The organism is Martinezella hainanensis, from assembly GCF_900094555.1.
In the GTDB taxonomy this organism is placed as follows: domain Bacteria; phylum Pseudomonadota; class Alphaproteobacteria; order Rhizobiales; family Rhizobiaceae; genus Rhizobium; species Rhizobium hainanense.
Genome location: NZ_FMAC01000006.1, coordinates 174,372 through 198,442, shown reverse-complemented (window position 1 = coordinate 198,442; position 24,071 = coordinate 174,372). Strand labels below are relative to the sequence as shown.

Annotated in this window: 24 protein-coding genes; 8 read left to right on the top strand and 16 right to left on the bottom strand. The window is 58.9% G+C overall.

What is annotated here, in order from left to right; translation table 11 throughout:
- Positions 1–142: 142 nt before the first annotated feature.
- Positions 143–1,198 (bottom strand): agmatinase, encoded by a 1,056-nt coding sequence (speB, locus tag GA0061100_RS20115; protein ID WP_075854506.1) that lies wholly within the window; start codon positions 1,196–1,198, stop codon positions 143–145.
- A gap of 96 nt (positions 1,199–1,294) precedes the next feature.
- Between speB and GA0061100_RS20110 the strand changes: the two genes are divergently transcribed.
- Positions 1,295–2,458, top strand: coding sequence for an aminotransferase (locus tag GA0061100_RS20110; protein WP_075854505.1), 1,164 nt, complete (start codon positions 1,295–1,297; stop codon positions 2,456–2,458).
- Here GA0061100_RS20110 and GA0061100_RS20105 read toward each other — a convergent pair.
- The 4 genes from GA0061100_RS20105 to GA0061100_RS20090 form a co-directional block, all read right to left on the bottom strand.
- Positions 2,435–2,974: a flavin reductase family protein gene (locus GA0061100_RS20105; RefSeq protein WP_075854504.1), complete on the bottom strand. Its 540-nt coding sequence runs from the start codon at positions 2,972–2,974 to the stop codon at positions 2,435–2,437. The two genes, GA0061100_RS20110 and GA0061100_RS20105, sit on opposite strands and share 24 nt — an antisense overlap.
- 11 nt (positions 2,975–2,985) lie before the next feature.
- The gene (locus GA0061100_RS20100) at positions 2,986–4,326 is read right to left on the bottom strand and encodes an LLM class flavin-dependent oxidoreductase (RefSeq protein ID WP_075854503.1); all 1,341 of its coding nucleotides are present in this window, start codon (positions 4,324–4,326) and stop codon (positions 2,986–2,988) included.
- Between the two features lie 111 nt (positions 4,327–4,437).
- Entirely contained in the window at positions 4,438–5,379 is a 942-nt protein-coding gene (locus tag GA0061100_RS20095) for a LysR family transcriptional regulator (RefSeq protein ID WP_075854502.1), read from the bottom strand.
- On the bottom strand, positions 5,376–6,119 hold the full coding sequence (locus tag GA0061100_RS20090; protein WP_075854755.1) for a histidine utilization transcriptional repressor HutC: 744 nt from the start codon (positions 6,117–6,119) through the stop codon (positions 5,376–5,378). The genes GA0061100_RS20095 and GA0061100_RS20090 overlap by 4 nt, the downstream gene beginning before the upstream one ends.
- 229 nt (positions 6,120–6,348) lie before the next feature.
- On the opposite strand from GA0061100_RS20090, the gene GA0061100_RS20085 reads away from it, so the two are divergent.
- The 4 genes from GA0061100_RS20085 (at position 6,349) to GA0061100_RS20070 (ending at position 9,367) form a co-directional block, all read left to right on the top strand.
- Positions 6,349–7,176 (top strand): transporter substrate-binding domain-containing protein, encoded by an 828-nt coding sequence (locus GA0061100_RS20085; RefSeq protein WP_075854501.1) that lies wholly within the window; start codon positions 6,349–6,351, stop codon positions 7,174–7,176.
- Positions 7,177–7,272: 96 nt separating this feature from the next.
- Complete coding sequence (locus GA0061100_RS20080; protein ID WP_075854500.1) at positions 7,273–7,914, top strand: amino acid ABC transporter permease; 642 nt, start codon at positions 7,273–7,275, stop codon at positions 7,912–7,914.
- Complete coding sequence (locus GA0061100_RS20075; RefSeq protein ID WP_075854499.1) at positions 7,911–8,579, top strand: amino acid ABC transporter permease; 669 nt, start codon at positions 7,911–7,913, stop codon at positions 8,577–8,579. The genes GA0061100_RS20080 and GA0061100_RS20075 overlap by 4 nt, the downstream gene beginning before the upstream one ends.
- Positions 8,576–9,367 carry an amino acid ABC transporter ATP-binding protein gene (locus tag GA0061100_RS20070; RefSeq protein ID WP_075854498.1) on the top strand — a complete coding sequence of 264 codons (792 nt, stop codon included), beginning with the start codon at positions 8,576–8,578 and terminating at the stop codon, positions 9,365–9,367. Before GA0061100_RS20075 ends, GA0061100_RS20070 begins: the two co-directional genes overlap by 4 nt.
- A gap of 364 nt (positions 9,368–9,731) precedes the next feature.
- Here GA0061100_RS20070 and atzF read toward each other — a convergent pair whose 3' ends face one another.
- From atzF to GA0061100_RS20025, 9 genes are read right to left on the bottom strand one after another with little or no spacing between them, the layout of a single operon-like run.
- Positions 9,732–11,534, bottom strand: a complete 1,803-nt coding sequence (gene atzF / locus GA0061100_RS20065; RefSeq protein ID WP_075854497.1) for an allophanate hydrolase — start codon at positions 11,532–11,534, stop codon at positions 9,732–9,734.
- Positions 11,531–11,884: a cupin domain-containing protein gene (locus GA0061100_RS20060; RefSeq protein WP_075854496.1), complete on the bottom strand. Its 354-nt coding sequence runs from the start codon at positions 11,882–11,884 to the stop codon at positions 11,531–11,533. The genes atzF and GA0061100_RS20060 overlap by 4 nt, the downstream gene beginning before the upstream one ends.
- Positions 11,877–12,542: a cysteine hydrolase family protein gene (locus GA0061100_RS20055; RefSeq protein WP_075854495.1), complete on the bottom strand. Its 666-nt coding sequence runs from the start codon at positions 12,540–12,542 to the stop codon at positions 11,877–11,879. The genes GA0061100_RS20060 and GA0061100_RS20055 overlap by 8 nt, the downstream gene beginning before the upstream one ends.
- Positions 12,542–14,092 (bottom strand): ABC transporter ATP-binding protein, encoded by a 1,551-nt coding sequence (locus GA0061100_RS20050; RefSeq protein ID WP_075854494.1) that lies wholly within the window; start codon positions 14,090–14,092, stop codon positions 12,542–12,544. Before GA0061100_RS20050 ends, GA0061100_RS20055 begins: the two co-directional genes overlap by 1 nt.
- 1 nt (position 14,093) lies before the next feature.
- Positions 14,094–15,149, bottom strand: a complete 1,056-nt coding sequence (gene atzD, locus GA0061100_RS20045; RefSeq protein ID WP_075854493.1) for a cyanuric acid amidohydrolase — start codon at positions 15,147–15,149, stop codon at positions 14,094–14,096.
- Positions 15,149–15,865 (bottom strand): biuret amidohydrolase, encoded by a 717-nt coding sequence (biuH, locus tag GA0061100_RS20040; RefSeq protein ID WP_075854492.1) that lies wholly within the window; start codon positions 15,863–15,865, stop codon positions 15,149–15,151. Before biuH ends, atzD begins: the two co-directional genes overlap by 1 nt.
- Positions 15,866–15,875: 10 nt before the next feature.
- A complete protein-coding gene (locus GA0061100_RS20035; protein ID WP_075854491.1) occupies positions 15,876–16,802 on the bottom strand; it encodes an ABC transporter permease in 927 nt (308 codons plus the stop codon).
- A complete protein-coding gene (locus GA0061100_RS20030) occupies positions 16,802–17,950 on the bottom strand; it encodes an ABC transporter permease (protein ID WP_075854490.1) in 1,149 nt (382 codons plus the stop codon). Before GA0061100_RS20030 ends, GA0061100_RS20035 begins: the two co-directional genes overlap by 1 nt.
- 21 nt (positions 17,951–17,971) lie before the next feature.
- The gene (locus GA0061100_RS20025; protein WP_075854489.1) at positions 17,972–19,099 is read right to left on the bottom strand and encodes a BMP family ABC transporter substrate-binding protein; all 1,128 of its coding nucleotides are present in this window, start codon (positions 19,097–19,099) and stop codon (positions 17,972–17,974) included.
- Positions 19,100–19,488: 389 nt separating this feature from the next.
- On the opposite strand from GA0061100_RS20025, the gene GA0061100_RS20020 reads away from it, so the two are divergent.
- Positions 19,489–20,112 carry a GntR family transcriptional regulator gene (locus GA0061100_RS20020; protein WP_143525492.1) on the top strand — a complete coding sequence of 208 codons (624 nt, stop codon included), beginning with the start codon at positions 19,489–19,491 and terminating at the stop codon, positions 20,110–20,112.
- 135 nt (positions 20,113–20,247) lie between these two features.
- Here GA0061100_RS20020 and GA0061100_RS20015 read toward each other — a convergent pair whose 3' ends face one another.
- Both GA0061100_RS20015 and GA0061100_RS20010 read right to left on the bottom strand, forming a co-directional pair.
- On the bottom strand, positions 20,248–21,003 hold the full coding sequence (locus GA0061100_RS20015) for an SDR family NAD(P)-dependent oxidoreductase (RefSeq protein WP_075854487.1): 756 nt from the start codon (positions 21,001–21,003) through the stop codon (positions 20,248–20,250).
- Positions 21,004–21,057: 54 nt separating this feature from the next.
- On the bottom strand, positions 21,058–21,984 hold the full coding sequence (locus GA0061100_RS20010) for an SMP-30/gluconolactonase/LRE family protein (RefSeq protein ID WP_075854486.1): 927 nt from the start codon (positions 21,982–21,984) through the stop codon (positions 21,058–21,060).
- 386 nt (positions 21,985–22,370) lie between these two features.
- On the opposite strand from GA0061100_RS20010, the gene GA0061100_RS20005 reads away from it, so the two are divergent.
- Positions 22,371–22,874: a flavin reductase family protein gene (locus GA0061100_RS20005; RefSeq protein WP_075854485.1), complete on the top strand. Its 504-nt coding sequence runs from the start codon at positions 22,371–22,373 to the stop codon at positions 22,872–22,874.
- A 57-nt stretch (positions 22,875–22,931) separates the two neighbouring features.
- Entirely contained in the window at positions 22,932–24,023 is a 1,092-nt protein-coding gene (locus GA0061100_RS20000; RefSeq protein ID WP_075854484.1) for an LLM class flavin-dependent oxidoreductase, read from the top strand.
- Positions 24,024–24,071: the final 48 nt, after the last annotated feature.

The following is a 24,071-nucleotide window of genomic DNA, read 5'->3' as shown; positions in this document are numbered from 1 at the left end:
TCGTGTGGTCCTCTTCCAACAGTCGGCCCCGTCTCAGCCCACAATAGATGCTTGTCGGTGGCGCTGTCTTTTGCCGACGGCTAGCCGCAGATGCTGTGGCATGCAGTTTGGTGGCGAAATTCGGTTTCACTAAGCACAACGCTCAGCGTTTGTTGACCGATGGGCTGAACACCATGAGGCTCAGAATCTCGAAGAGCACTTGAGCACCGGCATGTGCGGTGTTGGTCGTCGCGTCATATTGAGGTGCCACTTCGACAACGTCACCGCCCACCAGATTTATGCCCTTCAGTCCGCGTATCAATTCAAGGACTTCACGGGTAGTCAAGCCACCGACTTCCGGCGTGCCCGTGCCTGGCGCAAAGCTTGGATCGAGGCTGTCGATATCGAAGGAGAGATAAGTGGGGCCGTCACCGACGATGGATTTGGCTTTCGCGACGATGGCTGCAATTCCCATTGCGCTGATGTCTTCTGCGTGGATCACGGTCATTCCCGACGCATAGGAGAATTCCCACAAATACTCCGCCGAGCCACGGATGCCGATCTGGATTGTCCTTGTGGGATCGAGAACGCCATCCAGCACGGCATTGCGAAACGGCCCTCCATGATGAAACTTCGTCTGATCGAAGCCGCCGCTGGTATCGCAATGGGCATCGATATGAATGAGGCCCACCGGCTGGTTCCGGCCGACAGCCTTCAAGATCGGATGGCTTATGGAGTGGTCTCCCCCGACCGAGAGCGGCGCGACGCCGGCATCGACAATCTGGCCGATACGTTTTTCGATGTCGTCGTGACTGAGCTCCAGCCGGTAGCGGCTCTGGAACGGCACGTCACCAATGTCGGCGACCCGAAGATCGAAGACCGGCGCCGTTCCCAGAACGTGGTTGTAAGGGCCGATCCTTTCGATGGCGCGAAGGGCACGTGGTCCGAAGCGGGAGCCGGGACGATTGGTGACGCCAAGATCCATCGGGATTCCCGTGATGGCGACCTGGAGATTGCCAAAGTCTGGCTCGTCGGCTGCGACCTGCATGTAAGGCGCGCTGAGGAAAGTCGGGATTCCGGCATATGGCGCCAGTCTCGTGCCATTCTTCGAGATGATTTTCTCCGCCACTTTGCGAAACTTCTCGTCGAATATCTCGCCGCCTTTGCCATCTGCAAATTCCGCGCGCAGCTGTTCGAGCCGCATCTTGTCCCACACCATGTGCATGCGTCTCCACTTGAGGTCCGTCTCACCCAACAAAGAGGTTGAGAAAACAATTGGTATCGTTGTAGCAATCGGTATCAAAGAGAAATCGATATGACCGCTGCAAAATCCAACTCGCTCGTTGCCCGCCTCTCGGCTCCACCCATCCCTTCCGTCGTCGCCTGGGGCCGCGACTACAAGGGGCTGAAGGGGCCACTCATCGATCTGTCGCAGGCCGTACCCGGCTACCCCGCGCACCCGGAAATGCTGCGTCTTCTTGGCGAGGCGGCCGGACAACAGGCGATGACGGGATACGGTCCGATCGAGGGCGAACCTTTGCTGCGGCAGGCCTATGCCGCACATGTCACAGAACTTTATGGGGCTGACATATCCGCCGGCAATATCCATATTACGGCCGGCTGCAATCAGGCGTTCATGTGCACGGCGATTGCACTTGCGGGCGCTGGCGATACCGTGGCGCTCACCAATCCTTTCTATTTCAATCATGACACGACGCTGTCGATGCTGGGGATCGGACGGCGACTGGTCGATTGCGATCCTGCCGCCGGCTTTCTTCCCGATCTCGGTTCAGCCGAGGCCGCGCTTGCCGCCGGCGCGAAGATGCTTGCCGTCGTTACGCCCAACAATCCTACCGGAGCCGTCTATCCGCCTGGTCTGCTTCACACGCTTTTCATGCTGTGCCGAAAATACGGCGCCTGGCTGGTCGTCGATGAAACCTATCGCGATTTCCTCGCCGAAGATTATGGCCGGCCGCACGCTCTGCTCTCGGAGCCCGGCTGGGAGGATACGCTCGTTCTTCTCTACAGCTTCTCGAAATCCTTCTGCATCCCAGGTCATCGGCTGGGTGCCGTCACGGCAGGATCGAAGCTCATTGCAGAGATTGCGAAGGTTATGGACAATATGCAGATCTGCGCCCCGCGTTCGGCTCAGATCGCCGTTGCATCGGCTCTGCCGGTGCTCGCCGATTGGCGGGCTGGCAACCGGCTGGAGATCGGCCGCCGTGCCGATGCTTTGAGACTGGCTTTTTCCGGGCTGGCCGGTTGGGAGATTGCAGCGATCGGCGCCTATTTCGCCTTTGTTCGCCATCCTCTAGCGGATCGATCGTCGTCCGAGGTTGCCGAAGAACTTGCCAGTGAGCGCGGTGTTGTCTGCATTCCCGGGGCTTATTTCGGGGAAGGGCAGGAGCGGTACCTCAGACTTGCCTTTGCCAATGCCGATGTCGCCTCGATTGGGTTATTGCCGGATCGGCTCCGCTAGGCAGCGCTCATCGACAGCCGCCGGAAGTTCGTGATAGCCGCCTCGCCAATAGAGAAGCGGCCCGACGTCCTGCCGGATTTCCATCGCACAGATATGCCCGATCAGAATGGCATGTGAATGATGCTGAAATACGGTTTCGAGCTTGCAATCGAGGACAGTCAGGGCCTTTTCAAGGGCGGCCGCGCCGGTCCTGAGGCGATACCACCCGGCACCATCGTAGCGGTCGGCGCCCCTGCGTCCGTCAATGCCGGCGAAGGATTGCGCCACATGCTGCTGGTCGGCCGCAAGCACGTTGACGCAGAAGCAGCCATATTGCTGTAGCGTCGGCCAGGAGGAAGAGGCCTTGTTGACACTGACGATGACGGAAGGCCGCTCCGCCGAAAATGAGGAGACCGACGTTGCCGTGAAGCCAGTGCGATCCTGTCCGTCACCGACCGTTATGACGCTGACCGCGCCGGCCAGATGACGCATCGATAGCCTGAATTCCGTGTCGCCGATCAGAGCCTCGTCAGCCATCGGACTGGCCCTCACGTCTTGGCAAAGCGGTTTGCCGGCGTTGAAATGCCGAGATTTTCGCGCAAGGTCTTGCCCTCATATTCCTCGCGGAACAGGCCGCGGCGGCGAAGCTCCGGCAAGACGAGCCGCACGAAATCGTCGAGACTGGACGGCAAGGTCGGAAACATCAGGATAAAGCCGTCGGCGGCACGCGTCTCGAACCACTCCTCCATGTAGTCGGCGATCTGGGCTGGCGAGCCTGTTATGCCGTTCCCGGTGTGTTTCTCGGCATAGTGCCGGATCAGTTCGCCGACTGTGTGGCCGCTCCTGACGAAATCGACCAGCTCGTCGAACAGGGCGCGTGATCCCTTTGGCGCCGCCGGCAGCCGGTCCATCGGAAAAGGCTCGTCGAGCGCCACGCCACGCAGGTCCGCCTCCAGGAACTCGGAGAGCATCAACCGCCCGACATCGGGATGCATCTTGTCGATCAGATAGTCTACCTTCGCCTTTGCCTCGGCCTCGGTTTCACCGACGTTGACAACGATGCCCGGCATGATTTTCAGATCATCCCGATCGCGACCATAGGCCGCCATCCGGTTTTTGACATTGTCGTAGAAGGACCGGTTCCGCTCGATGTTCGATGCGAGGCTGAAGACGATCTCGGCGGTGCGTGCCGCCATGTCCATTCCGGGTTCGGAACCGCCTGCCTGGGCGATGACAGGACGACCCTGCGGCGTGCGCGCAATATTGAGCGGACCGCGAACCTGAAAGTGCTTGCCCTTGTGGTTGAGCGTGTGGTGCTTGTCCTTGTCATAGTAGACGCCGGATTCGCGGTCGAGAAGGAGCGCGCCTTCCTCGAAGCTGTCCCAAAGGCCGAATACGACGTCGACAAACTCGTTGCCGCGCTCGTAGCGCAGCGCGTGCGGATCAAGCCCCTCGCGATTGAAATTATAGCCTGTTTCGTCATGGTCTGACGTGACAACGTTCCAGCAGGCGCGGCCTTTGCTCAAATGGTCGATCGAGGAAAACAGACGGGCGACATTATATGGCTCGTAGTAGCTTGTGGAGACCGTCGCCACGAGACCGAGATCATTGGTCGTGACCGAAAGTGCCGAGAGCAACGACAGAGGCTCAAAGCGATTCATCTTTGTGGGAATGCGGGCAAGCGCATTTGGATCGCCGACGGCAGCTGCCGGAGAATCGGCCATGAACATGAAATCGAATTTCGCCGCCTCGGACCGTTTGGCGACATCCAGCAGATGTGCAAAGTCGTTGGCGCCGTTGACATCGCTTGCCGGATGCAGCCAGGAGGCCGGATGAAAGCCGAACGTATAGACGAAAGTTCCAAGTTTCATCTTGTCGGTCCGTGCCATCGAACTCTCCCGTCATGTCGGTCACGCCGTTCCCTTGAAGGCGAATGCGCAAATTATCGCCAGGCGCAAAATTTCATCAATATCACGTAACTGGGTTCCGTTTTAGTTTTTCTAAAATGTTGATCCGGGCGCAGACATCAGGCCCTGCTGGCGGGAAATGGTGACGAGCCAATCGCGAAATTGGCGCCCGTGAGGTTTTTCCAAAGCGGCCCGATCCCAGGCGAGAAAGTAGCTTTCGCGCAAGGCAATACGTATGTCCAAGGGAATGACGAGCGTTTGCGCCTCAAGCTCATCTGCAATCATCGACATCTGCGCGAGAACGACGCCACGTTTGTTGACGGCGGCGTCGATTGCGCTGCTCGACAAGGTAAAGGAAAGACCGGCGGTGGTCTCCTTAAGGGTCGTCTCCGCTTTAGAGGCGAACTCAAGCCAGCTCGGATAGGGCGAGAAGTGCCGCTCCCATTCGACGTGCAGCAATGGATATTCAAGAAGTTGCGCGGCGGACGGCGCCTTGCCTTTGATCAATGCCGGCGAGCAGGCTGGAACCACCCAGTCGCGGAACAGCTCCGTATAATGTTCATGCTGCAGCACATCCGATCCGTAGCTGATGCGGAAATCGATGTCGTCGAAGCCCATACGCGGTTCCTTGTCGCGACCGACAATCCTGACATGCGCGTTTGGATGAAGGGCCTGCCAGTCGAAGATCCGGCGCCCGATCCATTTGTTGACAACGGAGGACAGGGCACTGAGAACCAGGGCATTCTCGTTGCGTGCCCGCTCCAGGATCTGTTCCGCGGCTGCGAATTGCTCGAATCCTTTCGATATTTCCTGATGATAGAGCCGCCCCCATTGGGTGAGTTCCACCGTGCGACCATTGCGCTCGAACAAGGTGACACCGAGAAAGCTTTCGATCTTCCGGATCTGTTGACTGATCGCTCCGGGCGAAACCTTCAGCTCCAACGCAGCCGCGTTCACGCTGCCACAACGGCCGACAGCTTCGAAGGCCTGCAAGCCCTTGAGTGGAACTGCCCTGTTGATCCGTTTCTCGTTCAAGAGGCGCTTCCTTGCGGCGGTTGATCGATGGCGCGGCTTTCATTGGGATGAAAGTCGCCGGCGAACTGGAACCGGTCACCGGGGTGGATGAACTCGACATAGGTGACCGTATGGCTGCTCTGCCATGTCTGGCGGATGAGTGTCAGGCAGGCTTCACCGCGCTCGGTTTCAAGCAGGCGTGCCGTCGTGGCATCGGCCGAGACGGCGCGAATGACGTGCCGGGCCTTTGACCAGGGTACCATGTCCAGCAACCATTTGCCGGGGGGTACCGATGCGAAACTCTCAGTTCTTGCTGATGGCACCAGGTCCAGCATGATGATGCGTCGCTCCAGCGCATTCGCCTTGCCATCGACCGCATGCAGGCAGTGGAGCCGAAGGATTTCCGCTCCTATGGTTTCGCCAAGCCGCATAGCGGTGGCAGAATCGAGCCTCTCGACTTTCCGCATCAGTATCGTGTGACTGTGTTCATGCCCTGCCAACTCCGCTTCCGTGGAAATGTCCTGGATGTCCATGACCGTGCGGTCGATTTGTCGCGACGCGACGAACGAACCGAGCTTGCGGCGACGTATGATCATGCCACGCTCAGCCAGGGTTGAAAGCGCCTTGTTGACGGTCATCCGGGAGCATTGATACTCTTTCAGCAACTCGTGCTCGACGGGTATCCGGTGACCGGGCGGCCAGATGCCGCTCATGATCCTGCTTTCGATATCCTTGAGAATTCTCTGATGAATTGGAACCAACGCTCGCCTTGCTCCGGCAATGAATTCAGTGTCCGTGGAGGCCGCGTCTGCCAGATCCATCGGCATCATGCGGCATAAATCTTGCGTCTGTTGTGTTTTGTGTTTGACAGTGTAGGCCAGCCCGTATCTATTTGTATAGACAAAAGCGGGTCATAGAAATCCGCCTGTCGGAACAATGCCTGGGGAACTTGAACCTTCCAGAGGAAGAGTACAAAACTGGAGAGAAAACATGAGGAAGAATTCGCTTCTGAAGGGGCTGTTAGGTGCCGCACTTTTGTTTGGCGCAACGATTTCGGCCCATGCGGCTGATACGCTTGCCGCCGTCAAGGCAGCCGGCACGCTAAAGGTCGGCACCGAGACGGCTTTCGCCCCGTTCGATTTCATCGACGCAGGCAAACATGTCGGCTTGAACGTTGATCTCTTCGATGAGATCGGCAAAGAGTTGGGCGTGAAGATCGAATGGGTCACGCTGCCATGGGACGGCGTTTTCCCGGCACTTGAAGCCGGCAAATTCGACGTCGTTGCTGGACCGGCGACGATCACCAAGAAGCGCATGGAGCGCTACCGCTTTACACCGCCCTTGGCCGAAGCGACCATCGCGATCCTGAAAAAGGCCGGAGACAAGACGATCAACAAGCCGGAAGACATTGCCGGCAAGAAGATCGGCGTCGGCAAGGCGACCGCGCAGCTCGATCAGCTCAAGGAGTTTTCTGACACCCTGCCGACCAAAGCCGAGATCCGCGAATATCCGGCCTTTACGGAATCCTACGCCGATCTCGCGGCCGGCCGCATCGCCGGGGTTGCCAACTCGCTGCCGAATATTGCGTTTGTCGCCAAACAGCGTGAAGGCACGTTCGAAGTCGTGTTGCCGCCCTTCGGCAAGAAGTCCTATTTCGGCTTTATCGGCTTGAAGGATGCCGACCACGCGCCATTGATGGATGCTATCGATGCCGCCATGTTGAAGATCAAGGCTGACGGGCGCATGGCGACGCTGCAGAAGAAATGGTTCGGCGCGAGCTTCGACACGCCTGACGCCGTCAAGGACCCGGCATTCTGATCAGCCTTCGGAAATCGGCCGTGCCACACGGTTGTCTGGCATGGCCGAAGACCGAGATCGTAGCTTCCTGGTCACCACGCGGGCGAAAACTCAACAATGTCCATCGAGCTCTTCGGGTTGCTTCTGCAGGCATCTATCTACACGGTCACGATCAGCCTTGTGTCGATCTTTATCGGTTTCGCAATCGCAATCCTTGTTTCGGCAATGTTGCTGACGAGGCGTAGCCTTTTCGTGCGACCTGCCCAGATATTCATCAGCTTTTTTCGCGGTGTGCCGCTGCTGGTGCAATTGCTGCTGATCTACAATCTGCTTCCAGCTGTCGGCATCAACGTGCCGAGCATCGTTGCCGCGATCATCGGCCTGTCGCTCTGCACGGCCGCCTACCAGGCAGAGAATCTGCGCGGCGGCTTTGCCAGCGTGCCACTCGGCCTGGTGGAGTCGGCCGAGATGGTTGGCCTGACGCCGCGCCAGATCTTCCGCCGCATCAAGGTTCCAATTGCGTTGCGCCTAACCTTTCCCGCTCTTGTCAACGAGGCGATCCTTATTTTGAAGGCATCGTCGCTGGTCTCCGTCGTCGGCATCGTCGAACTCACCCGCATGGCCCAGGATCTTGCCGGCAGCACCTTTCTGCCGCTGCAGATCTTCGCATCCGCCGGCCTCATCTATCTCGTGATCAATTGGGTGGTGGCGTTTGCCGGCGGCCTGATCGAAAGCAGATTGCCAGGTGTACCGCGATGACCTTCGATATCAACGTCCTGATCGGGCAGTGGCCCGCCATCCTCAGCGGCGCTGGCGTGACGATCATGGTTTGGATCCTCGGCACGATCGCTGCGGCCGTCATTGGCTTCCTGATGGCGGTCGCCCGGCAATATGGCGGGATAGTGGTCGACAAGGTGCTGGGTTCCATCGTGGCGGTACTGCGCGGCACGCCGTTTCTCATCCAGATCTTCCTCGTCTACTATGGTGGCCCTTTCATCGGCCTCGAGCTCGATCCCCTGCCTGCCGGACTGATCGGCATTTCGATCTATGGTGCCGCCTATTTCAGCGAAATCTTCCGCTCTGGATTTCAGGCCGTGCCGAAAGGCCATATCGAGGCTGGCGAATGCGTTGGCTTGACGCGCGGGCAGATCATCAGGCGCATTCTTCTGCCCGAGATGACGATGCTGGTGCTGCCGCCCTGCGTGAACATGGTCGTCATTCTGATGAAGGAGACGGCGGTCCTCTCCATCATCACCGTGCCGGAATTGACGGCAACGCTCAGTGCGATCGGATCGCAGCAATATGCCTTCGTCGAGGCGCTTTCGGCCCTGGCGCTCTTCTACTGGGTGCTCGTCGAAGTCACCGGCTGGCTTGGCAACCTTGCCGAAACGAAACTTTCCAGATTCAGGTTTTTCAACGCATGAGCGTCCCCGCTATAGCAGTCAGGAATCTCGTCAAGACGTTCGGAGAGACGACGGTCCTTTATGGCATCGATCTTGCCATCGAGCCGGGGCAGGTCTCCTGTCTCATCGGCCCATCCGGCTCCGGCAAAAGCACGCTTTTGCGATGCATGGCTTTCCTTGAAGAGGCAACGCGCGGGACTATCTCCATCAATGGTGAGATCCTTGGCTTTGCCGAGGATTCTCAAGGGCGTCGTGAACGCATTTCGGCGGCTACCAATCGCTCGATCCGCGCCCAGATCGGCATGGTGTTCCAGCAATTCAATCTTTGGCCGCATATGACTGCACTCGGCAATGTCAGCGAGGCTTTGAAGATGGTTCACAAGATGAGCCGGAAAGAGGCCGAGGATGCGGCTATGGTGCAACTCGTCAAGGTCGGGCTCGAAGCAAGAGCAGGGCATTATCCCTCGCAGCTTTCCGGCGGACAGCAGCAACGCGTGGCGATCGCCCGCGCCCTCGCATTGAAGCCGAAGATCATGTTGTTTGATGAGCCGACCTCTTCGCTCGATCCGGAATTGACTGGCGAAGTCTTGAACGTCATGCGCGACCTGGCGGCCGAGGGCATGACCATGGTTGTCGTCTCGCATGAAATAGGTTTCGCCGCGACCGTCGGCCAGCAGATCATCTTTCTTGATCACGGCAAGATACTGTTCACTGGAGCGCCGCAGGAGGTTTTCAAGAAACCTAGAAATTCACGCCTGGAGCAGTTCCTCGATACCTATCTCGATCGCGGCGCCTCGATGCTGCTTTAGCAATGTCCGTGCTGTTAAATTTTTCCATGGAGATCATGGATTTCCATATGGGCATGATGAATATTTCTCTCCCTGACCATGTTGAAAGCTTTGTTCGTAAGCAGCTGGATATGGGATGAGCAGCCAACATATTCGCGAGTTCGTTAGGAGAGATTAGGACCGTCTTTTCGTGGGGTTGATGTTCAGTTTCACAACGTTCTGACGCCGAATTGGCATTTGTGGCTGACACATTCAATGACTGGGAGCCCATTGACGAAATTGCGATATAGATATCGCAGGCGGGCTGGAGCGAAAAGCAAAGTAGGGTGAAATTACGACCGAAATGAACACCAAGGGTGCCGAGCCATTCTGATGGTCGCTGGCATTATGTCGTTGCAGCTATAAATTTGCGCCATCCGCCATAGTGCGTGATCTCGATCGCGTCGGACAATGCTGTGGATTCGACGAGAAATCCTTTGGCCGAGGTGCCGTCCGCCAGCATGATTGTGCCGATGCTTAGCGGCGCCGGTATCCCCGCGGCGAACCGGCCGAACGCTTCCGGTGCCAATTGCCAGACTTCGACTTCAATCGGGCTTCCGAATCCCGCAGCAACGCGAATAAGGCCTGGCTTTGGCGGGTTCTGACCCCGCAACGCATAAAGCCGGTAGCAATCTGAAGTTTGCGTTTCGCGCAGTAGCCGGCCATTCAGGTCGAGCAATTGTCCGTTCAACGGCATCTCGGTCAAATGTGCTCCGACGACGACGACACTGATCAAGTCGCTCCTCTGCGCATGATCCGTCTTTTTGACGAGCGGGCGGGGCCAGCCGGTAGCACCCAGCGTCAGGGCATTCTCTGCGTGAATGTCGCGAGCAAGAGACGCGGTAACGCCATCTTTCCCGAAAGAAGAAAGCAGGGTGACGCTCGCGGGGCGGCCGTCCTTGCGCAGACCAGTCGGAACCGCAATCCCACAGAGATCAAGCAGATTGACGAAATTCGTATAGGTGCCGAGGCGCGAATTCTCGCGGATCGGTTCGGCTTCCAGCTCGGCACGGGTGTAGTGGCGCGGCGCGGTGGGCACGCAGAAGAGATCGACGGAGGCGATGACAGGCGTAAGCTTCCGCTTCAGCGCTTGCAGAGCATAGAAGCCGTTGAAGGCATCGGCCGCCGAAAGCGTCTTTGCAGCGCCATAGATCTTGCGCGTGACGGGATGGAAGCTGGCTTCCTTGTTGTCGAAAAACTCTTTCACGGCAGCGTAGCGCTCAGCGACCCACGCGCCTTCGTAGAGCAGATCCGCAACCTTGTAGAAGTCGCCGAAGGGTATTTCCACCAGGCGGTGACCGAGGCCGGAAAGCATGGCAAGTGCGGCCTCGTAAGACGCCTGCATAGCGTCGTCGCCGAAGAAGCGGAGATCGCCCTTGGCGGGTACGCCGATCGTCAGCATCGGTACGGTCGTGCCGAAGCCAGCAGCTGGGATCGTTCGCGAATACTCATCGCTCGGGTCCGGCTGAGAGGCGATGGAAAAGATCTTCCAGGCATCATCCACCGTCAGCGCGAAGACCGAAACGCAGTCGAGCGTGCGGCAGGCGGGAATGACGCCCGTCGTCGAAATCGCACCCAACGACGGCTTTAGCCCGACGATATTGTTGAGCCCGGCCGGGATGCGCCCGGAGCCAGCCGTATCCGTGCCAAGCGCGAAGCTGACGATGCCCTGCGCAGTCGCAACCGCCGAGCCGGAGGAGGAGCCGCCAGGCACGAGATCCGGATCGATCGCATTGCGCGGGATCGGGTAGGGCGAGCGCACGCCGACAAGGCCGGTCGCGAACTGGTCGAGATTGGTCTTGCCGATGACCAGCGCACCGGCCTCCTTCAGCAGACGCACAACGGTCGCGTCGGCTTTTGGCATATAGCTGTAATCAGGGCAGGCGGCTGTAGTCGGCATGCCGGCGACGTCGATATTGTCCTTCACTGCAAAGGGAATGCCCCAGAGGGGTTTTGTCGCGGGGTCGAAGGCACCCAGCGCTTCGGCCTCAGCCAGCAGGTCCCTGATGTCGGCAAGATGGATGAAGATGCCGGGATCATTCACCTCGGCGATGCGCGCAAAGACAGCGTCGATCATTCCGGCGGCCGTCAATCCGTTCTGGTAGGCTGCATGCAGGGAGGCGATATCGAAAGCCGGTCCCGTTCTCATGCCGTTTCCTCTTCGAGTATTTTGACGGGCCGGTCCCATTGGATCAGCACGACGCAGCCGGTATCGCTCCAGACCGAATGTTCGGTACCGGCAGCATTCACAACATAGCTGCCCTTGCCGTAATCGCCGGCCTCGTCGGATTGGGTGCCTTCAAGCACCAGGATGGTTTCGAGCCCTTCGTGGCGATGGCGCGGCACGGACGCGCCCGCCTCGTATTTCAGCAGCGCCACGCCCGGCTGGTCGCCTTCAAAGGGGCGGATCCAGTGGATCGTCACGTCCGTTCGAAAGGGGCCGAATTCAAGGTCCTTCCAGCCGCCTGACGTCAAGAGTTCGCGGGTCGTTTCAGGCATGGATCGCCTCCAATATGTCGTCCACATGCGCCGTCCAGCCGACGATTGCGCCCTGGGCGCGGATCATGGCGATGGCAGCCGTCTTGAATTCGGGGAAGTAGCTCTCGGTCGCCTCCTCGGCGAGCAGGCATTCGTAGCCGCGATCATTGGCCTCGCGCATGGTCGTCTGGACGCAGACTTCGGTCGTAACGCCTGCAAAGACAAGCTGCGTAATGCAGCGCTGCTTGAGAATGTCGCCGAGGTCGGTGGCGTAGAAGGCTCCTTTGCCCGGCTTCTCGATGACGATCTCGCCATTGATGGGTGCCAGGTCCGGCAGGATCGCCGTACCAGGTTCGCCAGCAATCAGGATACGACCCATCGGGCCTTCATCGCCGATGCGGAGCGAGGGATTGCCGCGATCCCGCTTGGCGGGTGGCAGGTCGGAAAGGTCGGGCCGGTGGCATTCCATCGTGTGGATGACCGGCAGGCCCGCCTTGCGGAAGCCTTCGATCAGCCGCTTCACGTCGGGCACGATTTTCGTGATACGGCTGACATCGTTGCCGAGGCTTTCGCCGAAGCCGCCGGGTTCGGCGAAGTCGCGCTGCATGTCGATGACGATCAAGGCGATCTGATCTGGCTTCGCCGGAAAGGCAAAAGGCTGTGCCTTGATATCGACCATCAGTGATGCCCCGCCATGTGGGCGCCGATGACGCCGATATCGGCCGACAGTGCCGGCGTCTCGTAGACTAGCCTGCCCTCGGAAATGACCATGATACGGTCGGACATTTCCAGCAGCTCGTCCAGATCCTCCGACAGCAGCAGTACGGCGGCCCCGGCATTGCGGGCGCGCATGATGCGGGCGCGGATCTCGGCGACGGCGGAAAAGTCGAGGCCGAAGCAGGGATTGGAAACGATCAGTAGATTGACGTCGCCCGTCAGCTCCCGGGCGAGCACGGCGCGCTGGACGTTGCCTCCCGAGAGCGCCGCTATGGGCGAGGAGGACGAGGCGGTCTTCACCTTGAAGTCGGCGATCAGTTCGGCGGCGCGCTTCTTCATCTTGGCCGAGTTCAGCCAGACCGCGTTCTTGCCATCAGGTTTGAGGTCAAAGGTACGGAAGGCAAGGTTTTCACTGACCGTCATCTTCGGCGCGCAGGCATTCAGTAGCGGCTCTTCCGGGATGAAGCGGACGTTGTTGCGGCGCGTCTCCGATCGCGTCGCGCCGTAGACCTGACCATTGACCACAACGTGTCCGGCCTGTGTCGCACGCTGGCCGGCGAGAATTTCCGTCAGTTCCTTCTGCCCGTTGCCCGATATGCCGGCGATGCCAACGATCTCGCCGGAGCGAACGATAAGATCGTCGATCTCGATCGTCTTGAGGCCTGAGCGATCGGGGGCCTTGACGTCTTTCACCGCCAAGACCGGCTTGGCGAGATCGGCGACGGGAACGCGCGTGTCGAGTTCGGCGAGCTTGACGTCGCCGATCATCATCGCGGCCATGTCTGAAGTTGAGAGTTCGGCCACTTTGCCCGTTCCGATCAGCTTGCCGCGCCGCAGGATCGAGACGGCGTCGGCGAATTTCGTCACCTCGTGGAACTTGTGGCTGATCATCAGCACCGTCAGTTCGCCTCGCTCGGTCATGCCGCGCACCAGGCCGAGCATCTCGTCGGCCTCGGCAGGCGTCAGCACGGAAGTCGGCTCGTCGAGCACGAGGAAGGAGCGGCCGAGATAGAGCTGCTTGACGATCTCGAGCTTCTGCTTTTCGCCGGCGGCAAGCTCGCTGACCGGCCGCTCAAGCGGGATCCTGAATGGCATGTGCTCCATGAACGCGGCGAGGTCCCGGCGCTCTTTGGCCCAGTTGATCACAGCGGGCACTTGCGTGCGGCTGATGACGAGATTTTCGGCGCCCGTCAGCGAAGGCACCAGCGTGAAATGCTGGTAGACCATCCCGAGGCCGTAGGTCGCAGCATCTCTCGGCGAGGCGATCGTCACCTCTCGGCCATCGACCGAGAGCGAACCGGAGGTCGCGTGGTAGAAGCCCATGATGCATTTGACAAGCGTCGATTTGCCGGCGCCATTCTCGCCAAGTAGGGCGTGGAAGCTGCCGGCCGGAATGCTGACCGAGACATTGTCGAGCGCGGTGAAGCTGCCGAAGCGCATCGTCATATCGAGCGTGTCGATGCCGACGGCCTTGCCAGTTTGCGGAAGGGGCGTGTCGCGGATTATGCTCACTTCAATGCTCCTTTTCGACAATAATGGCGACGGGGCCGCCGCCAGGCGGTCCCTGATGTTCGGCGCCGCCGGAGACGAAGAGATCAGTGACGCCGAAGATGCCGGCAAGCACTCCGCCGACGAAGGCGCGGGCATGGCGCGTGCCAGAAATATCGGAATCGTCCAGCATGGTGTGGCGTTTGCCACGCACCTTGCCGGAGGGGTCAGGTTCGGCTTTGGCGAGGACCGCGGCGAGGTGTCCGTTTGCCGGCAGACGCCCGCGCGCCTCGCGGATTGCGGTCGTATCAATAGCGTCACGCATCACCGCGTGGTCGATCGCCAGCGGTCCGGACCATTTGTCGCTCATGCCGAGTACGATGATTTCATGGTCGGTCAGTTCGACGCCGGCAGAAGTGGAAGCGCAGCGCGAGAAAAGTTCATAACGGCTGCATATATCGGTGTCGTTGATTGTTTCTGCGCTGATCTCGCCAAGCGCGACGGCTGCACCGAGTGCCGAGGCGCCGCGTGACAGACCCATCGATCTTAGCGTGTCGCGGGTAGCAAGGATCTTGCCTTCCGCTTCCAATCCGGCAATGCGATTGAGCGTTAGAAGCGGGCATTTGATCTGGACGAAATGCACGTCACCGGGGTCGTCAATACCTGCGTCGCGCATTGCCTCGCGGACGCCTTCAGCGACGAGTAGCACCTGTTCGCGTCGCCCAAGATGTTCTGCCGGCAGCGAAGGCGTACGTGCAACGCCGATCGCCAGCGCACGCTCGGTAGGCGCTTGCACTACCGCTCGTGCGAACACTGTCCAGTGCGGCGACAGCGCGCCCTCCGTCCCGCCCGACATCACAAGCGAGACGCCCTCGACGCCGTACTTTTGAAAGAGTGTCTCGAAGCTGCGGGTTGCATAGCCGCGAGAGAAATCGTTGACGCAGCCGTTGCCCTCCGTCTTACCAAGCACGGCCACCACATCTTTTGGCGATAGGCCGCTGGCAAAAAGCGCCTCAACGCCGGAGATGTCATCCGGTCCGTTGGCGGCTACGCGAAAGATTTGCGCGCGCAGCGAGGGCATCAGGGTAGGGCCTCGATCAGCGCCTTGGAATTGGAGACGGAGCCGAAAACACCGCCCTGCATTTTCACCATCTTGATGGCGGCGAGGTGGTTGCCGTAATCGGTCGCGCCGCAGCAGTCTTCGAGCAACAGACATTCGAAGCCGCGGTCGTTCGCCTCGCGCATGGTGGTGGAGACGCAGACGTCGGTCGTAATCCCGGTCAGGATGATGTTTTCGATGCGCTTCTGGTTGAGGATCAGCTCAAGGTCGGTCGCGCAGAAAGAGCCTTTGCCCGGCTTGTCGATGATTGCTTCGCCTTTGATCGGATAGAGTTCGGGAATGATGTCCCACCCGGGTTCTCCACGCACGAGAATACGGCCGCAGGGCCCGCTGTCGCCGATGCCGGCGCCGATGCGCTGGGAGCGCCATCGCTTGTTGGCTGGCAGGTCGGCGAGATCCGGCCGATGGCCCTCCCGCGTGTGGATGATGTGATAGCCCTTTGCGCGCATGGCAGACAGGACGGACTTGATCGGCTCGATCGGCGCCTGGACCAGCGACAGGTCGTAGCCCATGTGGTCCACGTAGCCGCCTTTGCCGCAGAAATCCGTCTGCATGTCGATGATGATGAGCGCGGTGTTGTCCGGCCGAAGATCGCCGTTATAGGGCCAGGGATAGGGATCGGCATCGATGTGGCTCAGCGTCTGGCCGGCCAGTTCCGCTTTGGGAAGGCTGTTCATGGCGGATCTCCTATTTGGTCAACGAAAGCGCGCCGGGAGCGCCCACAAGCGAGCGGGTCGGTGATGACGTGGCGATAAGGATGACGAGCGTCAGCACGTAGGGCGCGGCATAAAAGAGGTAGTAACCTTCGGTGACGCCGACCGATTGCAGAGCGGGACCAAGGGCGCCCGCGCCGCCGAAGAGCAGGGCTGCCAGGAAGCAGCCGATCGGGTTCCAGCGCGCGAAGATAACGAGAGCAACCGCCATCAGGCCCTGACCGGATGAGATGCGCTCGTTCCAGGAGCCGGGATAGTAGAGCGACAGATAGGCGCCGCCGACAGCCGCGAGCGAGCCACCGGCGGCGGTTGCGATCAGGCGGACGCGATCGGGGTGAATGCCCATGGCGCGGGCCGCGTCGGTGCTGTCGCCGACGACGCGGAGGATGAGGCCGATCCTAGTGTTCCGGAAGGCCCACCAGAGCAGGATCGCGAGCACGATGCCAATCAGAAAAAGAGCGTTGACATCGAGCGCCGCCCGGACCGGTGCAAGCCTCGACCAGAAGCCGAAGGGGATGGAGGGGAGGTGCGGTGCAGCCGGCTGGATGAAGGGCTTGCCGAGGAAGAAGGCAAGGCCGAGCCCGAATTGCATCATGGCGATGCCGATCGCGATATCATTCACCTTCGGCCATTTACAGATCCAGCCGTGCACGGCGCCGAAGATGGCACCCGTTGCCATGGCCGCGAGAACACCGAGCCAGGGCGAACTGGTCATGACATCGATGGCGTAAGCGGTCATGGCGCCGAACACCAGCGTGCCTTCGAGGCCGAGGTTGATGCGGCCGGAGCGCTCGGTGATGGTCTCGCCGAGGCTGACGAAAATGAAAGGCGTCGAAACCCGTATGGCGCCGGCCAGGATCGCAAGCGGGACACCCCAGATGCCGATGGTTGCGTCTTCCATCACGCTCCTCCCATTTTGAAGCCCCTGGTGTTCCAGAGATCGGGATTGAAAATCCTGAACCGGCCGTAGAAGGTCTCGCAAAACAGGATGACGATGAAGAGGGTGCCCTGCAGAACGAGGACTGTCGCATCGGGCAGGCCCATGCGCCGCTGGATCAGCCCGCCGGCGGCATCGACACCGCCGAGAAAGAAGGCGACGGGAATGATCGCGAGCGGATTGTGGCGCGCCAGGAATGCGACGAGGATGCCGGTATAGCCGTAGCCGGCGGCAAGCGAGGCATTGGCACTACCCTGGACGGCGGCGACCTCGACCATGCCGGCGAGGCCCGCGAACCCGCCGGCGATCGCCGTCAGTCCGCCGATCAGCTTGCCGACGGGCAGGCCCTGGATCTGGGCGGCGCGTACATTGCCGCCGGCGATGCGGGCCGCAAAGCCGAAGCTCGTCATCTCGATCAACATCCATGAGAGGATGCAGGCGACAATTCCGATCACCAATCCCCAATGTACGTCCATGCCGGGAATGTTGCCGAGCATATAGTCTGCGGGAAGCGGCTTGGTCGAAGGCTTGTTCAGGCTGGCGGGATCGCGCAGCGGTCCTTCGACGAACTGGTTCATCAGGGCGATGGCGATATAGGCGAGCAAAAGCGAGGAAATGGTCTCGTTGACGCCGCGATAGTGACGCAGCAGACCCGCGAGACTGATCCAGAGACCGCCGACGACAAAGCCGGCAACGGCCATCAGGATCAAAACGACGAGAACCGGTGCCGTGCCGACGATCGGCAGGGCGATCGCCGCCGCCGCCACGCCGCCGAGAACGACGGCGCCTTCGCCGCCGATGATGACCAGACCGAGGCGGGCCGGCAACGCGACGCAGAGTGCGGTCAGAAGCAGCGGCGAGGCTCGGCTCAGGCTGTTCTGGATGGAAAACCAGCTGCCGAAGCCACCAGTGTACATCAGCTGGTAGAGTATCGCCGGCGACTTGCCGAGCGCGAGAAGGAAGAGGGAGAAAAGCGCCAGGCCAGCGAGAATGCCGCCAAGGGTAATGGCGACAGGTTCGGCCCGCCGCGCCAGCCATTCAAGGATAGGGCGCAACGATGTCCGCCTCGCGGTGGAAAGAGAGATTGCCGGATCATCGGCCTTGACCGTCATGATGCTTGCCTCCCTTTGGGATCAGGCCGTAGACCCGACCACGCCTTCGACCAGGTAATCCATGCTTTCCAGTTCGATCGCGTCTTCGGCATAGGTCTTGCCGCCATCGATGACCTGCTTGCCCTTGTTGTCCTTCAGCGGACCCTTGAAGACGGAGAAGCCGCCGGCCATCATTTCGGCCTTGGTCGCCTCGAATTTCTTGCGAGCCTCGTCGGAAACGCCGGAACCAAGTGCGCTCATCTTGACGAAGCCGTCCTTCAGGCCGCCGCGAACGAAGTTCGGCAAGGCTTGGCCGGCCTGTGCCTGTTTGACGAAATTGCTGTAGACGTTGCCCCAGGCCCATTCGGCACCGGTAAGGTATTTTTCCGGGGCAAGTGGGCTCTGGTTGGCATGGTAGCCGCAGACGAAAGCGCCGCGGCCGGCCGCCGTTTGCACGACGACTTTGGGGCTGTCGACGTGGCAGGTGATGACGTCTGCGCCCTGATCGACGAGCGCGTTGGTTGCCTCCGCCTCCTTGACGGCAAGCGACCACTCGCCGGTGAAGATCACTTGGCAGGTGATGGCCGGATCCACCGAGCGGGCGCCGAGCAGGAAGGCATTGATGTTCTGAAGAACTTGCGGGATCGGCTTTGCCGCGACGAAACCTATCTTCTTGCTTTTCGTCGCGTAGCCCGCCGCAATGCCATTTAGATACTGGCCCTGGAAGATGTAGCCGAAGTAGGAACCCGTATTCATCGGGTGCTTGTCTTTCTGCCAGAGCCCGCCACAGTGGCGAAACTGGATGTCGGGATATTTTGCAGCCATAGCCAGCATGTGCGGATCGAAATAGCCGAAGGACGTCGGGAAAATAAGCTTGGCGCCATCGAGATTGATCATCGATTCCATGGTCTTTTGTACGTCGACCGTCTCTGGAACGTTTTCTTCCTCGACAACGGTGACGCCGGGCATCGCCTTGATGGCGGCAGCGCCTTCCGCATGCGCCTGGTTATAGCCGTAATCATCCTTGGGGCCGACATAGATGAAGCCGACGGTCAATGCCGCTTGTGCGGAGGCACGAGTTGCCAAAAGCCCGGGCGCAAGGCCGGCAAACATGCCGGCGGCGGATGTCTGAAGGAAATTGCGACGGTTCATGGAAAGGAGTTTGGTCATCACGATGCTCCTTGCGGCGAGGGGGCCGATTAATGTGGGTGCATCAAAGTGTATGCAATAGCTATGCCAGATAATAATATATTGATTTTATTGTATTAAATAAATTTAAACAGAGAATATTCTGGAAAGTGCATGCAATTTAAATTCCAATGTGATTAAAATATAATCTGAGCCTACAAATGGAGCATAATGCGCAACAGAACATACGGCTTTCTAGAAAATTCCTGAGGTACGGAGAATTTTTTTGACGTAAAATCAATTGTTTAACTCGAAGTTTGACTTTAATTCCTGGGAAAGGCATCTGTATACAGAAGGTGGAAAAGGCAGAATCAGTGGTGGGACAAGTCAGGCGCAAACAGGTCGTCCGGGCAGGAAAGACGGTCGAACAGATGGTTCGGGCGATTGCCGATATGATAGTGACCGGGCAAATGCTGCCGGGCGAAAAGCTTGACGAAATCTCGCTTGCGACACGGTTCGACGTATCACGTACACCCGTGCGCGAGGCGCTACGCGAGCTCGGAGCGATGGGTCTTGTCGATCGAGAACCGAACCGTAGCGCGGTCGTTACCAACGTCACCGAAAGCTATCTGCACTCGATGTTTGAGGCGATGGCGGAGCTCGAGGGGATATGCGCGCGGCTTTCGGCGGAGCGCATGACGGTGGATGAGCGGCGTCTGCTGGAAGTCGAGCATCGGGCCTCAGCCCGGCTCGTTCGCAAAGGAGCGGACGAGGATTATGCCGCCTACAACGTCGAATTCCACACTCGGCTTTATCGAGGTGCGCACAATGAGCATATTTGTGAACTCGTGACGCAGAGCCGCGCGCGGCTTGCGCCTTTTCGTCGAGCGCAGTTCCGGCTGCCGGGCCGGTTGACGAAATCTTATGCGGAGCATGAAGAGATCGTGACGGCCATCATGCGGGCCGACGGAGCTGCCGCTGCCCAGGCGGCCTATTCGCATGTCGAAATTGTGAGCGGCGTCAGCGTCGTCTTTGCTATTGCAGGTGACAAATAACAGTCAGACTCCATAATCGGATGTTATGCTAACCGAAGTAAGCCGCACGTCGCAGGTTCTGATCTCTTCCAGAGCAACTATCACATTCAAGTTCTTGGCACTCTTTTCGTATTTGATAAATCAATAACATGCTGCTCACCGCGCGCTATAACCCCCGTCAGCCATGAGGATATGCCCGGTGACAAATGATGCGCTTGATCCTGCGAGGTAGATGATCGCATCGGCGATCTCGCTGGGTTCTGCCCAGCGCCCAAGGGGGTGAGCGCTCTTGATGGCTGCCTCTCCGGCTTTCGGATTTTCCAATCCGTCGAGGTAGCGCGTTAGAAATGGCGTGTTGATCGAGCCGGCGCCCACGGCATTGACGCGAATACCTTTTGGCGCATAGTCGACCGCCATCTGTCGAACAAGCTGCAACAGCGCGCCTTTGGCCGCGCAGTATGCGGCTTGTTCGGGAAGGCCCACGACGCTTGAGATCGAGCCGGTTGCGACGATCGAGCCGGACTGTCTCTCGATCATAGAGGGAAGGGCTCTTCTTGCCATCAGGAAAAACGCCTTGGCGTTTGCGTTCATGACGCTGTCCCACTCTTCCTCGCTGGTGTCGTGCACCGATTTCGAGATGATGAATCCTGCATTGTTGACCAGAATATCGACCGGGCCGAAAGCATCTTCTGCGCGGTTGAAAATTCGTTCGACGTCATCCGATCGCGTAACATCCGCTGCGACGGCGACGATACGGCCGGGTGCGAGATTTTCGAGATCCTGTACCGATGATGTGATGTCCGTCGCGCAGATGCGTGCGCCGTGTTCCAATAGTTTCATGACGACTTCGCGACCGACGCCACCTGCGGCACCTGAAACCACGACGACTTGTTCAGCGAAGGATGAGCTCATTTGTTTGGTTCCTTTAGTGAAGCTTACGGATTGGGTGGTCACGATCGAGGTGGCCTATGTCGTCGCGGGGCGAGCCATCGCCCTGGTTTGCAGGAAGACGGCATAGAGGCTCTGGGTAGCGCAGATGAACAGGCGATTTCTCTTAACGCCTCCGAAGACGACGTTGGCGGTCGTTTCCGGGATGCGGATCTTGCCTAGCAATTCCCCTTCGCTGCTCAGGCAATGAACCCCATCCGCCGCCCCCACCCAGATGTTTCCCTTTTCATCGAGGCGCATACCGTCGTAGATGCCCTGATCGCATGTCGCGAGAATCCGGTCGTTACCCAGCGTCTTGCCGTCCGGCGCGACGTTGAATTCGCGCATATGTCTGGGGCCCTCGGCGCTATGGGTCGCGCCACTGTCGACAATATAGAGCTTCGTCTCATCGTGATTGAAGGCAACGCCGTTGGGCTTGACCAAATCGTCTGCAACGATCGAGACGTGGCCGTCAGCGGGATCAACGCGGTAAACGTTGGAGCTGCCGATCTCCGACGGGCTTCGACGTCCTTCATAGTCGCTGTCGATGCCATAGGTCGGGTCCGTGAACCAGATGGAGCCATCGGACTTTACGACGACATCGTTTGGAGAATTCAACCGTTTACCCTGATAGTGCGATGCAAGGACAGTCACGGAGCCGTCATGTTCGACGCGTGAGACGCGGCGCGATCCGTGTTCGCATGCGATCAGCCGGCCTTCGCGGTCGATGCTATGTCCATTCTGAAATCCGCAGGGGCTTTCGAATACCGAAACTGAATTGTCCGTCTCATCCCACCGCATAAGTCGATCATTGGGTATGTCCGAAAAGAGCAGGTAACGGCCTGCGGCGAAATAAGCTGGCCCTTCGAGCCACCGACCGCCGGTCCACAGCTTTTCGACATGAACGTTCGGAAGAATCAGGCTTCGAAAACGGTCGTCATGATTTTCAAAAGCGTCGGAAAACATCTGCCCCTCCCAGGCTCATCGCAAATGGCTGACTGTCTCGTCGCCCTCCTTGAATATCTTCCGCGAAGCATAATGCAGATTATCTACAATCTGCAAGCTATACGAAGCAACCTGTTGCGAAAAAGCTTGCGGCTATCGTCGTAACGGAGGGTTAGAAGGAGACAACGAAGCTCCATCCCCCCTATTGCGAGAACTGGATCTGCGGTGCCGTACATGGGTCTAAATGGCGGTCTTGGTGATTTGAAATTGCCTGCACTGGATCGGGGTCTGCGTAATTTTCCAAACCAATTCATCTGGTTATTGACAATCTTTCCTCACCGCGGATTCGTGTGTTGACGGATTGTAGATAATCTGCAAACCTAAATGTACTTGAATGGGAGCATCCAATGCGCGACCAGAATGAAGAAAACTTCCGCCAATCCATGCGACGCCTCGCGGCCACCGTTTGCGTCATTTCCTGTCAGAACGAGGGGATACGGCATGGCATCACCGTGACTTCGGTGACGTCGCTATGCTTCTCGCCGCTTTCCATCCTCGTATGCATCAATCAGAAGGCTTCGGTGCTGGCCCCGCTGCACAAGGAAAAGCGCTACTGCATCAATCTTCTGCAGGCGTCGCAGGTCGAGATCTCGCGGCGTTTCAGCGGCGGTGTTCCCGCCGGCGAGCGTTTCCTCGATGGCAACTGGGAGCTTGAGGGCGGAATTCCTTATCTCGCTGACGCCCAGGCCAATCTCTTCTGCGAGATCGATAGGGCCTACAGCTATTCAACGCACGACATCATCATCGGCAGGGTGAGCAATTCGCGCTTCGCTGCCGAGGTTTCGCCATTGATCTATCAAGATGGCCTCTACGCGATCGGCGCTCCGATCCCTCTTTCGAATGCGGCTTGAACGGCCGCAGAGCCATTGGCGCGCTGGCGCCTCAGAAATGTTTTTTAGGAGAATGACATGCAACTCGGCTTGTTCAGCCTTATGACCTTGCGCGACCATCCCGATGGTGCCGTCGGCGTCATGCGCGATACGAAGAAGATGGTCCAGACCGCCGAGGAGCTGGACTTCGACATCGCCTGGTTTGCCGAGCATCACTTCGCCAACTATTCCAGCTCGCCGTCACCGCTGATGATGTGCTCCTACGCGGCGGGTTGGACAAAGAAGATCAAGCTTGGACCGGGAGTTATCGTGCTGCCGCTCTATAATCCGCTGCGCGTTGCCCAAGAGATTGCTGTCGCCGATACGCAGACAGAGGGACGCCTGGTCGTCGGCATGGGAACCGGCTACCAGCAATATGAATTCGACCGCTACGGTACTGCGATCGAAGACAAAGTCGACGTCTTCCTCGAATATTGGGACGTCATCGAGAAAGCATTGGTCGACGGCGAAGTCGAATATCAGGGCAGGTTTTTCAGCGTCCCCAAGACGAGTTTCGCGGTCAGTACGCAACAGAAGCCGCTGCCGCCGATCTTCGTGACGACGTCGCATCCCAAGCTGCTCGACCGGTTCAGGAAATGGAATGCGACACCTTTCATTGCGGCAAGTACCCTGGGCTCGCCCGTATTGTATAAAATGGGAGACGGGCTCAACAAGGCATGGGAATCCATCGGCGAGAACCCGCTGAAGAAGCCGCTGGCGGTCATGCAATATGTCAACATCACAGACAGCCGCAGCGAAGCGCTCGCTGTCGGCGAGCGTGCCCGCTATGTCGGTCGCATGGCTCATCATCTTCGACAGGCCGCGCTGCCGGTCGACGACAAGGGCTACATCCGAGACGAACCTTACGATGGCGAATATACGCTCGACCAATACGCCGACAACATGGTGGTCGGCGACCCACATATGGTTGCGGAAAAGATGATTACCGATATCAAGCGGCTCAATCCCACCAACTACACGTGCAACTTTTCCTTCGGGTGTATGCCGATTGAAAAGGCGCACAATTCGATCATGCGGTTCAAAAAGGAAGTCGTGCCGCTGATCGAAAAAGAACTCGGCCCTCTCTCGGACATCGCAGTCGAGAACAAGCCAGTGAAGAAAGCGAGCTGATACGACCATAGGCAGTCTCGCAAATTAGTTCAACCAAGTAAGATAAAA

Excerpts from the sequence above, each read along its gene's own strand:
- biuH (WP_075854492.1), bottom strand. The coding sequence starts at position 15,865 with ATGAACAGCCTTCCCAAAGCGGAACTGGCCGGCCAGACGCTGAGCCAC.
- speB (WP_075854506.1), bottom strand. The coding sequence starts at position 1,198 with ATGGTGTGGGACAAGATGCGGCTCGAACAGCTGCGCGCGGAATTTGCA.
- GA0061100_RS20030 (WP_075854490.1), bottom strand. The coding sequence starts at position 17,950 with ATGACGGTCAAGGCCGATGATCCGGCAATCTCTCTTTCCACCGCGAGG.
- GA0061100_RS20075 (WP_075854499.1), top strand. The coding sequence starts at position 7,911 with ATGACCTTCGATATCAACGTCCTGATCGGGCAGTGGCCCGCCATCCTC.
- GA0061100_RS20085 (WP_075854501.1), top strand. The coding sequence starts at position 6,349 with ATGAGGAAGAATTCGCTTCTGAAGGGGCTGTTAGGTGCCGCACTTTTG.
- GA0061100_RS20010 (WP_075854486.1), bottom strand. The coding sequence starts at position 21,984 with ATGTTTTCCGACGCTTTTGAAAATCATGACGACCGTTTTCGAAGCCTG.
- GA0061100_RS20000 (WP_075854484.1), top strand. The coding sequence starts at position 22,932 with ATGCAACTCGGCTTGTTCAGCCTTATGACCTTGCGCGACCATCCCGAT.
- GA0061100_RS20100 (WP_075854503.1), bottom strand. The coding sequence starts at position 4,326 with ATGGCACGGACCGACAAGATGAAACTTGGAACTTTCGTCTATACGTTC.
- GA0061100_RS20070 (WP_075854498.1), top strand. The coding sequence starts at position 8,576 with ATGAGCGTCCCCGCTATAGCAGTCAGGAATCTCGTCAAGACGTTCGGA.
- atzD (WP_075854493.1), bottom strand. The coding sequence starts at position 15,149 with ATGCCCTCGCTGCGCGCGCAAATCTTTCGCGTAGCCGCCAACGGACCG.
- GA0061100_RS20055 (WP_075854495.1), bottom strand. The coding sequence starts at position 12,542 with ATGGTCGATATCAAGGCACAGCCTTTTGCCTTTCCGGCGAAGCCAGAT.
- GA0061100_RS20105 (WP_075854504.1), bottom strand. The coding sequence starts at position 2,974 with ATGGCTGACGAGGCTCTGATCGGCGACACGGAATTCAGGCTATCGATG.
- GA0061100_RS20080 (WP_075854500.1), top strand. The coding sequence starts at position 7,273 with ATGTCCATCGAGCTCTTCGGGTTGCTTCTGCAGGCATCTATCTACACG.
- GA0061100_RS20025 (WP_075854489.1), bottom strand. The coding sequence starts at position 19,099 with ATGACCAAACTCCTTTCCATGAACCGTCGCAATTTCCTTCAGACATCC.
- GA0061100_RS20035 (WP_075854491.1), bottom strand. The coding sequence starts at position 16,802 with ATGGAAGACGCAACCATCGGCATCTGGGGTGTCCCGCTTGCGATCCTG.
- atzF (WP_075854497.1), bottom strand. The coding sequence starts at position 11,534 with ATGAGAACGGGACCGGCTTTCGATATCGCCTCCCTGCATGCAGCCTAC.
- GA0061100_RS20020 (WP_143525492.1), top strand. The coding sequence starts at position 19,489 with ATGGTTCGGGCGATTGCCGATATGATAGTGACCGGGCAAATGCTGCCG.
- GA0061100_RS20005 (WP_075854485.1), top strand. The coding sequence starts at position 22,371 with ATGCGCGACCAGAATGAAGAAAACTTCCGCCAATCCATGCGACGCCTC.
- GA0061100_RS20015 (WP_075854487.1), bottom strand. The coding sequence starts at position 21,003 with ATGAGCTCATCCTTCGCTGAACAAGTCGTCGTGGTTTCAGGTGCCGCA.
- GA0061100_RS20110 (WP_075854505.1), top strand. The coding sequence starts at position 1,295 with ATGACCGCTGCAAAATCCAACTCGCTCGTTGCCCGCCTCTCGGCTCCA.
- GA0061100_RS20060 (WP_075854496.1), bottom strand. The coding sequence starts at position 11,884 with ATGCCTGAAACGACCCGCGAACTCTTGACGTCAGGCGGCTGGAAGGAC.